The sequence below is a fragment of the Sphingopyxis sp. GW821-FHT10B01 genome (genome assembly GCF_059415685.1).
In genome coordinates this window covers 75,868-89,749 of record NZ_JBWKNS010000003.1, presented here as the reverse complement: position 1 = coordinate 89,749, position 13,882 = coordinate 75,868, and the positions used below count along the sequence as shown (strand labels likewise).

Genomic DNA, 13,882 nt, shown 5'->3' with positions numbered 1-13,882 from the left:
CTGAGCAAAAGCAGGCGCTTGCGGGGGCCGACCGGCGAATCGTGCGATGGCGCTGTCCGATCCCGGACACCGGTCCGGTCGAAAGATATGGAGCGTTCGAGTCAAGTAGTTGATAATGTTGAATTTCCTGTTTTTGCCTGGCCAAGCGATACTGGAGGCATGAGGAGCTTGTGACCCCATGGACGAACCCTTGCGGCAAAACTGGCTGCGGCGTCATCGCCGCGGAGCCGGGCTGGCGTCTGGGCTGATGGTCGCCGCGCTGGCCCTTGTGATCGGCGTGCGCCAGTTCGCGACGCCGTCGCTGGCGGTGCCGGCGGGTGAGGTCGCCGTCGCGCGCGCCGAGCGCGGCCTGTTTCGCGACATGACGAGTCTGCAGGGGCAGATCGAACCGCGCGACATCATCTATCTCGACGCCGCCGAGGGCGGGCGGGTGCGCCGCCTGTTCGTCCGGTCGGGCGACCATGTTGCGGAAGGCCAGCCGCTGGTCGAGTTCACGAACACGACGCTTGAGCTCGATATCCTCTCGCAGGAAGCGCGGCTGATCGAATCGATCACCCAGCTTCAGGCGTATCAGCAACAACTCGAACAGGACCGCAGCGACAATGCGCAGGCGCTGGCGTTGACCCGTTACGACCGCACACGCGTCGACCGCGATCTTCGCCGCAGCCTTCCACTCGCGGCGCGGGGGTTCGTGCCGGCAAAGACGATCGACAGCCTGAAAGACGAGCAGCGCGCTGTCGCCGACCGGCAGGCGATCCAGGAAGCGCGCGGGCGGCGGCAGGGCCGGCTGAGCACGCTGCAGGCGCCGCAGATCGAAACGCAGCTTGCGACGCTGGGCAGGAGCCTCGCGGTTACGCGTGCAAAACTTGGCGATCTGACCGTGCGGGCGCCCGCGGCGGGGCGCCTGTCGGCGTTCGACGTCAAGCTTGGCGAGAATCGTAACCGCGGCGACCGGCTGGGCGAGCTGGCGCTCGATACGGGCTTTCGCGTGTCCGCGCGCGTCGACGAATATTATCTGGGGCGTGTGCACGTCGGGCAGCGCGCCGAGGTCGACGGGCGCCGCGCCGAACTGGCGGTGTCGCGCATCTATCCGCAGGTGACCGGTGGATCGTTCCGGGTCGACCTCGATTTCGTACGCGGCGAGCCGTCGGGGCTTGTCGCTGGTGAGGCCGTTCGCGGCCGCCTGTCGCTTGGCGCCGATCGACCGGCGCTGCTGCTTCCCGCCGGCGTCTTTCTCGAGGCGTCGGGTGGCCGCTGGGTCTTCGTGATGGCACCCGGGGGCGATCGCGCCGAACGCCGGTCGATCCGGATCGGCCGGCGTAACGCCGAACAGGTCGAAATTCTGGCGGGGCTGGCGCCCGGCGACCGCGTGATCACGTCCAGCTATGATGGCTGGGACGCGTATCGGCGCATCAACCTTCGATAGGAGACAATCATGCTGCGCGTGGAGACCATCTCGAAAAATTACGAGACCAGCGAGGTGCGTACGCATGCGCTGAGCGATGTGTCGCTGACCGTCGGCGAGGGCGAATTTGTCGCCATCATGGGGCCTTCGGGCTGCGGCAAGTCGACCTTGCTCAACATACTCGGGCTGCTCGACCGTCCCGACGGCGGGCGTATCGAATTGCTCGGCGAGGACGTGAGCCGCGCGAGCGAGCGCGAGCTGACCCGTCTGCGCCGCGCCGCGATCGGTTTCGTGTTCCAGAGCTTCAACCTGGTCGACGAACTGACGGTGGCGCAGAATGTCGAGCTCGGGCTGCTCTATCGCGGAACGAGCGCGCGCGAACGGCGCGAACGCGTCGAGCGGGCGCTCGACCGGGTTGGCATGCCGCATCGCGCCCGCCATCTGCCCAAACAGCTGTCGGGCGGCCAGCAGCAGCGCGTGGCGGTCGCGCGCGCGATCGTGTCCGACCCGCGCCTGATCCTCGCCGACGAACCGACGGGCAATCTCGATACCGCCAACGGCGAGGCGGTGATGGACCTGCTTCAGCAGGCGGTCGGACAGGGAACCAGCGTCGTGATGGTGACCCACTCGCTTTCGCAGGCCGACCGCGCCGATCGCAAGATCCAGCTGCTCGATGGCCGGGTCGTCAGCCAGACGCAGCTGGGCGCCTGACCATGCTGCGCAGCCTCTTCGCTTCCACCCGCGGGCAGCTCGCGCGCGGCAGGCTCTATGCGGTCGTGACGCTGGCCGGGCTGGCGTTGGCGCTTGCCGCCGCGATCGTGACCGGGTTGTTCGTGCGCCAGCAGCATGCCTATGAAAACTTCATTCCGGGATATGAGCGCGTTTTCCGGATGACCGGCACCGTCGCCCAGCCGGGACAGCCCGAGCGCGTGTCGGCGGTGACGCCGTCGATCCTCGCGAAGGCGCTGGCCGGCCGGAGCGACCGGATCGAGGCGATTGCCCGTATCTATCAGGACAATCCGGTCGTCCGCGCGCGCGCCGATGCCCCGCCGATCCGCGCGCAGGGGTTCGTGTGGGCCGATCCCGCTATTTTCGAGGTCCTGCCGCTTGCGTCCGTCAGCGGGCAGCTGGCCGGCGCGCTCGCCGAGCCGGACACGGTGGCGGTGTCGCAAGGCAGCGCGCGCAAGCTGTTCGGCGGGGCCCCGCCGCGCGGCGCGGCGATCGAGATCGTCGGCGCCGACGGCGCGGTCCGGCGGTTGCGGGTGACGGCGGTGTTCGCCGATCTGCCCGCGCGGACGCACCTCGATCTGCAGTTCGTCGCTTCGGGTCGGGGCGCAGTGTCGCCGCTCGCGCGCGCCGATGCCAGCCCGGTGCCGACGATCAACCTGCCCATTCTGACCTATGTTCGCGGCAAACCGGGGACGCGTGCCGCCGACCTTCAGCCCGCGCTCGACGATGTCATTCGCCCGTTTCAGGCGATGGCGGCGGCCAGCGGCACGAAGGTCGGCGGCTATGCGCTGCCGATTGCCGACATCCACTTCGGACCGCCCGACGACAGTCCGCACGGCAAGCCGAGCGTCGACCCGGCCGTTGTCATGGCGATCGGCGCGGTCGGGGCGCTGATCCTCCTCATGGCGTCGACAAGCTATGTCGCGTTGATGACCGCGCGCGCCGGCCGGCGCGGCGTCGAGGTCGCGGTGCGCAAGGCGTGCGGCGCGGGGCAGGGACAACTGATCGCCCAGTTCCTCGGCGAAAGCCTGCTCGTCACGCTTGTCGCGCTGGTCCTTGGCATGGGGATCGTCGAGCTGGCGCTGCCCGCGGTGAACGGGATGCTCGGCTTGTCGCTCGCCTTCGACCTGACGCGCGAGCCAGGACTGCTTCTGCCGCTTCTGGCCGTGTGGCTCGTGATCGGGGTGGTGTCGGGGCTCTATCCGGCCTTCATCCTGTCGTCGCTCCGGCCGACGGCGGCGCTCGGCGGCGGTGCGACCGGCCTGTCTGCGCCAGCGTGGATCGGGCGGACGATGGTGATTGTCCAGTTCGCGACGCTGACGGGACTGCTCGTCGCCGCGATCACGGTATACCGGCAGACCGATTTCGCGATCGATCGCGCGCTGGGCGCCGGACGGGGGCCGGTGCTGACGGTCATTGCGCAATGCCGGTCGGGGCTGGCGCAGGCGGCGCGCGAGTTGCCCGGCGTGCGCGGTGCAAGCTGTTCGGCCGGCGGCGCCTTCAACCTCGCGCCGCACGGCGCGGTCACCGCGATCAACCGCGAAGGGCAACGCTTCACCCCCGGCTTCGTCGAGGTCGACGCGCATTTCTTCGCACTCGCCGGACTCGATCCGCTCGCCGGCCGGGGCTTCGTGCCCGCGCGCGACGGCAGCGCCAGCCGGAGCGAGGTCGTCATCAACCAGACCGCCGCGCGCCATTTCGGTTTCGCTTCGCCACAGGCGGCGATCGGCCAGCCGCTGGGCATTTCGCTGCAGGTCGGCCCCAATCCGCCGACGACGCCCTACACGGTCATCGGGGTGGTCCGCGATGCGTCGGCGAGCGTGCTCGAGCCTGCGGGTGAACTGATCTACAGCGCCGGGTCGCCCAAATGGGGCGTGCTCGCGGTCGAAACGGCCCCCGCGGCGCTCTCTGACGCGCGCGCGCGGCTCGACCGGCTGTGGCAGGCGATGGGCGACGGCGGGCCGCTCGAGGCGCGGTTGCTGTCGCAGATCGAGGCGGACCGGTACCGTACGACGATCGTGCAGGGGCGCGTGATCGGGGCGTGCGCGCTCGTCGCGCTCGTGATCGCCGCGATGGGGCTGTTCGCGCTATCCGCCTTTTCCGCCGACCGCCGCCGCAAGGAGATCGGCATTCGCCGCGCGATGGGGGCATCGCCGGGCGAGATCGTCCGCCTGCTGCTCTGGCAATTCCTGCTGCCCGTCCTCGTCGCATGCGCCGTGGGTCTCGGTGCCGGCTACGCGGTCATGCGCCAGTGGCTCGAACAATTCGCGGCGCGGACCGACCTGCCGGTCTGGCTGCTGGCAGGCGTGGCGGGCGCGACGGTCCTCGTCGCGATCCTCGTCAGTTCTGCGCAGATCATGGCGGCGGCGCGCGGGCGCATCGTCGATGCGCTCCGCTACGAGTGATGTGGTCGCGGGCCGGCAGGTCTCAGGGTTTTACGAAGTTTTGTCCGCTGAGGAAGTCTCGCATGTGCAGGCCGCGGCAATCGTAGAAAGGAGAAGGTTTTCCGTGCGAACACGAAAATTGGGATTGGTCGCCGGCGCTCTGGCGGCCCTGGCGGCAACGCCCGCCATGGCCGACGAATGGTGGTTGGTATTCATGGGCGGCGAGAAGCCGGCGCGGCTCGTCGTCGCGATCGACGAGGATTATATCAGTCAACCCGGGTTTTTCGGCGGCGTTTTCAAGCTCGAGACGCTGGCGATCCTTGAAAATGAAAAGAGCCCCGACTGGATCACCTCGAACGTCATTGTCGACTGTGTTGGCAAAACGATCGAGGAAAAGCTGATCCAGATCTCGCCGCGCGGCGGACCGTTGCAGCGGGCGCCGGACCAACCCGCGCGCGCGCCCAAGGACGCGGTCGAGCGCCAGCTCCTCGAGTTCGGCTGCGAAATGGGGCTGAAGACCGAAGAGCAGCGTGCTGCCTATCGCCAGGTCGACAATATGGAACGCGGCCTGCTCTACCTCGGGCAGTTCTCGATCGAGGGCGTCGCCGACCTGACGTGGAAAGCCATATGGCCCGACGGCACGCGGCCGCCACACAATGAAACGCGCACGCCCGAAGAACTCGAAGAAGAGACCCAAAGAAGCCTCAAGCATATCCAGGACATCATCACGCTCACCCGAGCGATGGCGGGCCAGATCATCGAAGAGGACAAGGCGGTCACGCAGCAATTGATCCGCAAAAGAGGACAATGACCCCGCTCCAGTCCGGGGCTCCGGGCCCCGGCCGATTTACAGGCAAAAAGGAATGGCAAAAAGGAATGACAGCATGAAGAAGATCGCGCTTGCGCCGGCAATCTGCACGGCGGCATTTTTGACCGGCCTCGTCGGCACAGCGCCGGCGGGCGCCCAAAGCTGTCCGGCAGGAACGACCTACAATCCGGGCGGCCCGGGCGGGGCCCAGCCTTGCATTCCGATATCCGATTATTCCGGGGGCAGCTCCCCGGCGCCCAGCTCGTCGGGCGTTAACAGTCATGTGGCGATCGCACGGCACCCCGATGCCGCCGACATCTGGGTCGACGGCAATTATTCGGGTGCCTATAATGACGCCGAAACCAATTCGATAGAGATGTGCAACCGGGTGATGGGCGGCGGCTGTGAGACGGGCGGCAAATGGTGGAATTCGTCGATGAAGATCCTTCGCAACAGCCACGGCGATTTCTACAATATGTGGATGGGCGGCGACGCCGCTCAACGCAAGCAGGCGATGGACGACTGTTCGGCGAAGCAGCTTTTGCCCTGCGAAGTGTTCGCGACGATCCGGTCGAGCACCGATAGCCGCAACCCCGGCGCCGAGGCGCGCAAATATTATGCAGTCTCGGCATGGGTCGTCGGCAACAAGAGCAGCGGATATGATAACAAGCTCTATGTCGCGAGCGGCCATCGCAGCTATGAGGCTGCGTCCGCGGCGGCGATCAAGGCGTGCAGCGATGCGACGTCGCGCAAATGCGAAATCAATACCTGGAGCGGCAACGGGTTTATCCAGGCTGTTCGAATGGACAGCAGCGAATCCGGAATAGCGGAAACCTCGGCCCAGCGGGCGAAGCAGGCGGCTCAGCTGGATTGCAAGCAGCAGAAGAGCAAGAAGTGCGACCTTCAGGCGGTGTTCGACAGCCGCAAGCCGGGGCTGTTCGTGCATGATTTCGCAGCGGGCAAGGGGGAATAGGGCCGCCCTCTGCGGCCTGTCGCTGCCCGGGCGGTCTGGACAAATTATCTGGTGCAAAACGCAGTCAGTCGACTGCGTTTTGGCCTGTCTGCCGCTTGGGAAAAACAAAGATGGCCGCGATCGAACATTGCCAGCCGCCGCAGATCCTCTCGTATACATCGAGAGGGTCTGCGGTGGAATGTCCGCTCTGTCGGGGATGCGCGCGACCGCTGCTTGTCCGGTACCGGCCAGCTGATGCCGAATGGCACTTATTATCTAAATGTCGACTAGCTAGCCGCCGCTATGACTTTGGTGTCGCGCTAGCCGGCCAACGCCAAAAATGAGAATGTGGCCGCGACAAGGGCCTGCATCAGAATGATTGCGGCGACAGTCGCGATGAATGCCTTGCCATATTCTCCGCGGCCGCGGTGCGGCGCCGACAAAAATCTCCAAGAAAAAGCCGATCAGTTCAAGAAAACCCTGAACACCCTGACGGGATTCGAACTCTTTTCGAGAAATCGCGATTTACAAAGATTATGGCTCCCCGGGTAGGATTCGAACCTACGACCGATCGATTAACAGTCGATTGCTCTACCACTGAGCTACCGAGGAACACGCCGCTGACGCGGGCAAGGCGGTCCCTTTGCCGTCGCTTGGCGCAATTTGCAAGACCTCAAACGATAAATTGTTCCATTGCGATGCGTTCGTCGAGCCCCTGGTCGGGATCGAACAGCAAAGTCAGCGGCCGGCTGCGGTCGGTGGTGACCAAAACCGTCTTCACATCGCGGATCTCGCGCTGATCGGCGACGGCGCTGACCGGGCGTTTTGCCGCCTCGCGGACGTTGAAGCGGATGCTCGTCGATTCGGGGACGAGCGCGCCGCGCCAGCGGCGAGGGCGAAAGGGGCTGATTGGGGTGAGCGCGAGCATTTCCGATTCGAGCGGCAGGATCGGACCATTGGCGCTGAGGTTATAGGCGGTCGATCCCGCAGGGGTCGAGACGAGCACGCCGTCGCACGCGAGTTCTTCGAGCATGGTCTTTTCGTTGATGATCACTTCGAGCTTCGCGGCCTGGCGCGTTTCGCGCAGCAGTGAAATCTCGTTGATCGCGGGCAGGATATGCCGTTCGCCGCTGATCGTCGTGATATCGCCGCTCAGAGGATGGATCAGGAAGGGGCGCGCGGCGGCGAGCCGGTCGACCAGACCTTCGATCCGAAATTCGTTCATCAGAAAGCCGATTGTGCCGCGGTTCATACCGAAAACGGGCATGCTGCGGCGCTGGTCGAGCAACTGGTGCAGCATATGCAGCAGGAAGCCGTCGCCGCCGAGCGCGATCAGCAAATCGGCTTCGTGCAGATCGACGAAGTCGTAGAGCGGGCGCAGTTCGGCTTCCGCTTCCATGGCTGCGGGCGCGTTCGATGCGACAAGCGCGATCTTGCGATGCATATTGGTCCGGTTCCCCCGTGCCTTCAAAAAATCGGGGCGCTATTTCAGCCGCCCGTTGCACTCATATGACGCGCGACCGCCGGTTTGGACTTTCGGTCGATTTGAAAGTCATGCGCGCGGGGTTTGCCAGCCAATGCGCCATCAATCAAGCCGTCGACGTCGCCGCCGTCGCGCAGCGCCGCACGCAGGTCGACATGGTCGTCCTGACCAAGACACATATAGATGCGCCCCTCGACCGTCAGGCGGATGCGATTGCAGCTTGTGCAGAAATTGTCGCTGAGCGGGGTGATCAGCCCGAGGGTCACCGGGCTGCCCTCGACCGCGAAATAGCGCGCGGGGCCGCCGGTGCGCTGGTCGACCGGATAGATTGCGCGGATTTCGCGGAGCGGCGCAATGAAATGGTGGAGCGGGATATAATGATCGCTGCGGTCCTCCTCGACTTCGCCGAGCGGCATCGTTTCGATGAGGGTGAGGTCGCAGCCGTTCGCGCCGCAATAATCGAGCATCGGCAGCAGTTGGTCGTCGTTGAGACCGGCGAGCGCAACCATGTTGATCTTGACCGCCAATCCCGCATCGCGCGCCGCGTCGACCCCGCGCAGCGCCACGCTCAAATCGCCGACGCGCGTGATATGCCGAAAGGCGGCCGGGTCGAGTGTGTCGAGGCTGACGTTGATGCGGCGAACGCCCGCGGCCGCCAGCATCGGGGCATGTTCGGCGAGCCGCATCGCATTGGTGGTCAGCGTGAGTTCGTCGAGTCCGTGGCCGATCATTTCACCCAGCCGCATCGCGAGCGTATCGATCCCGCGCCGTACGAGCGGCTCGCCGCCGGTGAGGCGGATGCGGCGGATGCCGCGCGCGACGAAACGCTCGGCAAGTTCGCCCATTTCCTCTATGCTGAGCACCGCCGATTTGGGCAGAAAAGTCATGTCTTCGGCCATGCAATAGCGGCAACGCAGATCGCAGCGGTCGGTAACCGACAGGCGCAAATAGCTGATCCGTCGGCCATGGCCGTCGATCAAAGGTGCCGCAGACGCGGCACGATGGGATAATGTGGCAGCCACGCGCGCATATTGATGCAAAAGGCAAGAGCTTGGCAAGCAAAGCCTGCTAGGGAAACCCGATGAATCGCCCGTCCGAATCCCTTTCCGCCTGTGTCCGCAAACTCGAAACCCTGCACGCGCAGCATGATGCCGACGTTGGCGTCATCCTCGTCCAGGTCGACCAGATGGCGCGCATCAACAACAGTGCGGGGACCGAGACGGGCGATGCGGTGCTCGATGAAATCGGGCGGCGGCTCGAAAATTTCGCCAGCGACGAATTCGGACAAGGGTCGTGCGTAGACCGTCTCGACGGGCCGCGGTTCCTGATCGTTCCCTCGACGCCCTTGTCGCTCGGCGCCCTGCGCGCGCAGGAGCGGGCGCTGCACGTCGCGCTCGCGGAACCGATCGTCGGCGATCCGAACGGTCGCCTGTCGATTCGCATCGCTGCGGCGCTCGTCACGCGCGACGAGTCGGTGGCGGAGCAGTTGATGCAGGCGAGCGATCAACTCGCACGGCCCGCCTCGGCGCGCGACGGGGTGATGGTTCATGCCGCGCTGTCGCGCAACGAAGTCGTGATCCATTATCAGCCGCAGTATGACGTCGGCACGGGCGAGATGACCGGGGTCGAGGCGCTGCTCCGTTGGCAGCATCCCGAACTTGGCCTGCTCGGCGCCGGGCCGCTGGTGACCGCCGCGCGTGCGGCGCGGCTCGAATGCGAACTGACCGAACATGCGCATCGCGTCGCGCTCGCCGAAATGGCGACCTGGCCCAAGGCGCTGGCAAAGCTGCGCGTCTCGCTCAACATCACCGCCGCCGATCTGGGCGACCCTGAATTCGCTGGCCGCTTTGCCGCCATGGCGAAAGCGGCGAAAATCGACCCCGACCGGCTGACGCTCGAGCTCACCGAACAGGCGATGCTCAGCGATCCCGCGAGTGCCGCCGACCAGCTGGCACAGATCCGCGCGCTCGGCGTCGCGGTCGCGATCGACGATTTCGGAACCGGCTATTCCAGCCTGTCGCTGCTCGCGCGCTTGCCGATCGATTATCTCAAGATCGACAGCGGTTTCACCCGCACGATCGATGGCAGCGACCGCGACCGCATTGTCGTGCGCGCGATCGTCGACCTTGCGCGCGCGCTGGGCTTGCTGGTGGTCGCCGAGGGGATCGAGAATGAGCGCCAGCTGGCGCGCCTGTCCGAGCTGGGCGTCGCGACCTGGCAGGGGTTCCTGAAGTCGGGGCCTGTGCCCGCGGATCAGTTGCTGGCGTTGATGGAAGTCTGAAAAATCACGTCGCCCCCGTGAAGGCGGGGGCTGTTGTCGGTGCGGCGCAATGTTGCCAGCGGCCCCTGCCTTCGCGGGGGCGACGGTCAGGCTTGCTTCGCCAGCTTGCCCAACCCCTTGGACAATTGCAGCGCGCCGTTGAGCCGGGCGCCGGTACTGACCCAATCGCCGCTGATCGACAGCTTGTTGTCGGGACGAAGGCGCGCGCGGCCTTTCAGCCGCTCGACATAGGCGATCAGCCCGGGGACATTTGCGAACTGGTCGCCGTGGAACGACACCAGCGCACCCTTCGTGCCGACGTCGAGCTTGGCGATGCCCGCCAGTCTCGCATTGGCCTTGATCTCCATCAGCTGGACGAGGTTCGCGGTCTCGGGCGGCAGCGGGCCGAAACGGTCGATCATCTCGGCCGCAAAAGCGTCGAGCGCGGGGCGGTCTTCGGCATCGTTGAGGCGGCGATAGAGCGCCATGCGCAGCGGCAGGTCCGGGACATAATCCTCGGGGATCAGGATCGGCGCATCGACGGTGATCGTGGGCGACAAGGCTTCGCGCGGCGGCAGCGTGCCCGCACCCTCGGCCTTGGCGACAAGGATAGCCTCCTCGAGCATCGACTGATAAAGTTCGAAGCCGACTTCGCGGATATGCCCCGACTGTTCGTCGCCGACGAGGTTGCCCGCGCCGCGAATGTCGAGGTCGTGGCTGGCAAGCTGGAACCCCGCGCCGAGCGTGTCGAGGTCGCCGAGCAGTTTCAGCCGCTTTTCGGCGGTGTCGGTGATCGCGCCATGCTCGGGGGTCGTGAGATAGGCGTAGGCGCGGGTCTTGGCGCGCCCGACGCGGCCGCGCAGCTGGTACAGCTGCGCCAGCCCGAAGCGATCGGCGCGGTGAATGATCAGGGTGTTCGCGCTCGGAATGTCGAGCCCGCTTTCGACGATGGTGGTCGACAGCAGCACATCATATTTGCGATCGTAGAAGGCGCTCATCCGGTCCTCGACCTCGGTCGGGGTCATCTGGCCATGCGCGACGACATATTTGATTTCGGGCACCCGGTTGCGCAGGAATTCCTCGATATCGGGCAGATCCTTGATCCGCGGGACGACAAAGAAGCTCTGCCCGCCGCGGTCATGCTCGCGCAGCAAGGCTTCGCGGAGCACCACGGCGTCCCACGGCGCGACATAGGTGCGGACCGCGAGGCGGTCGACCGGCGGCGTCTGGATGACGCTGAGTTCGCGCAGCCCCGACATCGCCATTTGCAGCGTGCGCGGGATCGGCGTTGCGGTCAGTGTCAGCACATGGACGTCGGTCTTGAGCTGCTTCAGCCGCTCCTTGTGGACGACGCCGAAACGCTGCTCTTCATCGACGATGACAAGTCCGAGATTCTTGAACTCGACCGATTTCGCGATCACTGCATGGGTGCCGACAACGATGTCGATATGACCGCTTTCGAGCCCTTCGCGCGTCTTTTGGGCTTCGCCTGCGGGGACGAGGCGCGACAGGCGGCCGATGTTGACCGGGAAGCCTTTGAAGCGCTCGGTGAAATTGGTGAAATGCTGGCGCGCGAGCAAAGTCGTCGGCACGACCACCGCGACCTGCACCCCCGCCATCGCGGCGACAAAGGCGGCGCGCAGCGCGACCTCGGTCTTGCCGAACCCGACGTCGCCGCAGACGAGGCGATCCATCGGACGCCCCGACGCCATATCGGCGAGCACGTCGCCGATCGCGCGGTCCTGATCGTCGGTTTCCTGATAGGGGAAGCGGTCGGCGAAGGCCGGATACGCGGCATCCTGCGCGAGCAGTTCGCCCGAACGCAAGGCGCGCTGCGCCGCGGTCGCGAGCAGTTCGCCGGCGATCTCGCGGATGCGCTCCTTCATCCGCGCCTTGCGGCGCTGCCATGCTTCGCCGCCGAGCCGGTCGAGCGCGACGCCGTCGCTTTCACCACCGTAGCGCGAGAGGACGTCGAGATTTTCGACCGGGACATAGAGCTTGTCGCCGCCCGCATAGGTCAGCGCGACGCAGTCGTGCGGGCTGCTCCCGACGGGGATCTGGGTCAGCCCCTCATAGCGGCCGATACCGTGATCGAGATGGACGACCATGTCGCCGACGCTGAGCGTCGCGAGTTCGGCGAGGAAAGCGTCGGCGCTCTTGCGGCGCTTCTGCCGCCGGACGAGGCGCTCGCCGAGAATATCCTGTTCGGTGAGCAGGCTGATCGCATCGCTGGCAAAGCCATGGTCGAGCGGCAGGACGACCATCGCGGTCGCGCCGCCGCTTTCCGCAGAGGCGGTGCCGAGCGCATCCTGCCAGCTGTCGACCGGCGCAAGCGAGGTGACGCCATGGTCACGCAGCAGCCCCGACAGGCGTTCACGCGCGCCGCCCGAATAGCTGGCGATGATCGTCCGCCGGCCTTTGCGGCGCTCATCCGACAGATGATCGGCGACCTTGTCGTAAACATTGAGGTCGGCGGTGCGTTCGGGCGTGAAATCGCGCGCCGCGAAGGTTTCGAGATCGACGACGGCAGGGCTCGGCGGAACATCGAAGGGCGTGACGATATGGATCGGGCGTTCGGCCGATGCGCCGGCCCATTCTTCTTCGGTCAGATACAGCGTCTCGGGCGCGAGCGGGCGGTAGCTGCCCGGCGATTCGCGTTCTGCGGCGACGCGGTTGGCATGATAATCGGCGATAGCGGCAAAGCGCGTCTCGGCGGTCGCCTCGGTGCGGTGGCCGCGCAGCACCGGGGTCGCAGGATCGATATGGTCGAACAATGTCGCCAGCCGTTCCTCGAACAGCGGCAGCCAATGGTCCATCCCCGCCTGCCGCCGGCCTTCGCTCACCGCCTGATAGAGCGGATCGCCCGTCGCCTGTCCGCCGAACAGGTCGCGATAGGCCGAACGGAAACGCTTGATCGTCGCTTCGTCGAGCAGCGTCTCGCTGGCGGGAAGCAGCTGCAGCGCCTTGGCGGGGCCAAGGCTGCGCTGGTCGGCGGGGTCAAAGCGGCGGATGCTCTCGATCTCGTCGCCGAAGAAATCGACGCGCAGCCCGGTTTCCTCGCCCGCGGGAAACAGGTCGAGGATGCCGCCGCGCACCGCGAACTCGCCCTGATCCGCAACGGTGTCAACGCGGCTGAAGCCGTTCGATACCAGCAGCTCGGCGAGCGCATCGCGGTCGATCCGCTGCCCCGCCGCGAGTGTCGTTGCAAGCTGGCGGATGCGGAACGGCGTCAGCGTACGCTGGGTGATCGCCGCGACGGTGGTGAGGATGAGTTCGCCGCGCTTTGCGGGGAGCTGAAGCGCCGACAGCGTCGCAAGCCGGTCGGCGCTGACGCGCATCGACGGCCCCGCGCGGTCATAGGGCAGGCAATCCCATGCCGGAAAGCGATGGACGGTGAGGTCGGGCGCAAAGAAGGGCGCGGCGTCGGCGATGGCCTGCATCGCAGTATCGTCGGTTGCCACATAGACAAGGCGCTTGTCGCTTGCGCGCGCCAAGTCGGCGAGCAGCAGCGGCAGGAAGCCGTCGGCGGCGCGGGCGAGCGTCAGCGGCGCCGATGCCGACCCGATGGCGGCGAAAATGTAAGCGGCGGGCATCGTCATGGCAGCGGGATATAGTCCAGCCGGCGCATCGCGGCGATCATCGCGGGGCGATCCAGATGCGCGGGCGGTTCACTCGTGCCCAAGGCCCATGCCATGATGTCGACGTCATCTTCCTCGACGACGATTTCGTACCAGGCGATCTCTTCCTCGTTCCACGCGGCTGAATAACGGTCGAAAAAGCCGCCGATCATATAGTCAGCCTCGCGTGTGCCGCGGTGCCAGGCGCGGAATTTCAGGCGTTTGAGGCGATCTTGCATGGCGG

The 13,882-nt window shown here is 66.0% G+C and carries 10 protein-coding genes and 1 tRNA gene; 6 read left to right on the top strand and 5 right to left on the bottom strand.

Annotated elements, in window-relative coordinates:
- The first annotated feature begins 178 nt into the window (after positions 1 to 178).
- The 5 genes from AC07NV_RS09405 to AC07NV_RS09385 all read left to right on the top strand — a co-directional run bounded on the left by AC07NV_RS09405 (position 179) and on the right by AC07NV_RS09385 (position 6,299).
- A complete protein-coding gene (locus AC07NV_RS09405) occupies positions 179 to 1,426 on the top strand; it encodes an efflux RND transporter periplasmic adaptor subunit (protein WP_495166085.1) in 1,248 nt (415 codons plus the stop codon).
- A 9-nt stretch (positions 1,427 to 1,435) separates the two neighbouring features.
- On the top strand, positions 1,436 to 2,116 hold the full coding sequence (locus tag AC07NV_RS09400) for an ABC transporter ATP-binding protein (RefSeq protein ID WP_495166084.1): 681 nt from the start codon (positions 1,436 to 1,438) through the stop codon (positions 2,114 to 2,116).
- Positions 2,117 to 2,118: 2 nt separating this feature from the next.
- A complete protein-coding gene (locus AC07NV_RS09395) occupies positions 2,119 to 4,539 on the top strand; it encodes an ABC transporter permease (protein WP_495166083.1) in 2,421 nt (806 codons plus the stop codon).
- A gap of 103 nt (positions 4,540 to 4,642) precedes the next feature.
- Positions 4,643 to 5,329 carry a hypothetical protein gene (locus AC07NV_RS09390; protein ID WP_495166082.1) on the top strand — a complete coding sequence of 229 codons (687 nt, stop codon included), beginning with the start codon at positions 4,643 to 4,645 and terminating at the stop codon, positions 5,327 to 5,329.
- A gap of 73 nt (positions 5,330 to 5,402) precedes the next feature.
- Complete coding sequence (locus tag AC07NV_RS09385) at positions 5,403 to 6,299, top strand: DUF4189 domain-containing protein (RefSeq protein WP_495166081.1); 897 nt, start codon at positions 5,403 to 5,405, stop codon at positions 6,297 to 6,299.
- A 516-nt stretch (positions 6,300 to 6,815) separates the two neighbouring features.
- Here AC07NV_RS09385 and AC07NV_RS09380 read toward each other — a convergent pair.
- The 3 genes from AC07NV_RS09380 to moaA all read right to left on the bottom strand — a co-directional run bounded on the left by AC07NV_RS09380 (position 6,816) and on the right by moaA (position 8,783).
- Positions 6,816 to 6,890: transfer RNA gene (locus tag AC07NV_RS09380), tRNA-Asn, on the bottom strand.
- Between the two features lie 61 nt (positions 6,891 to 6,951).
- Positions 6,952 to 7,722, bottom strand: coding sequence for an NAD kinase (locus tag AC07NV_RS09375; RefSeq protein WP_495166080.1), 771 nt, complete (start codon positions 7,720 to 7,722; stop codon positions 6,952 to 6,954).
- A gap of 44 nt (positions 7,723 to 7,766) precedes the next feature.
- Positions 7,767 to 8,783, bottom strand: coding sequence for a GTP 3',8-cyclase MoaA (gene moaA / locus AC07NV_RS09370; RefSeq protein WP_495166079.1), 1,017 nt, complete (start codon positions 8,781 to 8,783; stop codon positions 7,767 to 7,769).
- Between the two features lie 59 nt (positions 8,784 to 8,842).
- Here moaA and AC07NV_RS09365 point away from each other — a divergent pair, with 59 nt between their 5' ends.
- On the top strand, positions 8,843 to 10,042 hold the full coding sequence (locus AC07NV_RS09365; protein ID WP_495166078.1) for a GGDEF domain-containing phosphodiesterase: 1,200 nt from the start codon (positions 8,843 to 8,845) through the stop codon (positions 10,040 to 10,042).
- A gap of 86 nt (positions 10,043 to 10,128) precedes the next feature.
- Here the strand turns inward: AC07NV_RS09365 and mfd are convergent, their stop codons facing one another.
- Both mfd and AC07NV_RS09355 read right to left on the bottom strand, forming a co-directional pair.
- Entirely contained in the window at positions 10,129 to 13,620 is a 3,492-nt protein-coding gene (gene mfd / locus AC07NV_RS09360) for a transcription-repair coupling factor (protein WP_495166077.1), read from the bottom strand.
- Positions 13,617 to 13,877, bottom strand: coding sequence for a succinate dehydrogenase assembly factor 2 (locus AC07NV_RS09355; RefSeq protein ID WP_495166076.1), 261 nt, complete (start codon positions 13,875 to 13,877; stop codon positions 13,617 to 13,619). Before AC07NV_RS09355 ends, mfd begins: the two co-directional genes overlap by 4 nt.
- Positions 13,878 to 13,882 lie beyond the last annotated feature (5 nt).

Coding starts and splice junctions, on each gene's coding strand:
- AC07NV_RS09405 (WP_495166085.1), top strand. CDS start 179: ATGGACGAACCCTTGCGGCAAAACTGGCTGCGGCGTCATCGCCGCGGA.
- AC07NV_RS09400 (WP_495166084.1), top strand. CDS start 1,436: ATGCTGCGCGTGGAGACCATCTCGAAAAATTACGAGACCAGCGAGGTG.
- AC07NV_RS09395 (WP_495166083.1), top strand. CDS start 2,119: ATGCTGCGCAGCCTCTTCGCTTCCACCCGCGGGCAGCTCGCGCGCGGC.
- AC07NV_RS09385 (WP_495166081.1), top strand. CDS start 5,403: ATGAAGAAGATCGCGCTTGCGCCGGCAATCTGCACGGCGGCATTTTTG.
- AC07NV_RS09375 (WP_495166080.1), bottom strand. CDS start 7,722: ATGCATCGCAAGATCGCGCTTGTCGCATCGAACGCGCCCGCAGCCATG.
- AC07NV_RS09365 (WP_495166078.1), top strand. CDS start 8,843: ATGAATCGCCCGTCCGAATCCCTTTCCGCCTGTGTCCGCAAACTCGAA.
- mfd (WP_495166077.1), bottom strand. CDS start 13,620: ATGACGATGCCCGCCGCTTACATTTTCGCCGCCATCGGGTCGGCATCG.
- AC07NV_RS09355 (WP_495166076.1), bottom strand. CDS start 13,877: ATGCAAGATCGCCTCAAACGCCTGAAATTCCGCGCCTGGCACCGCGGC.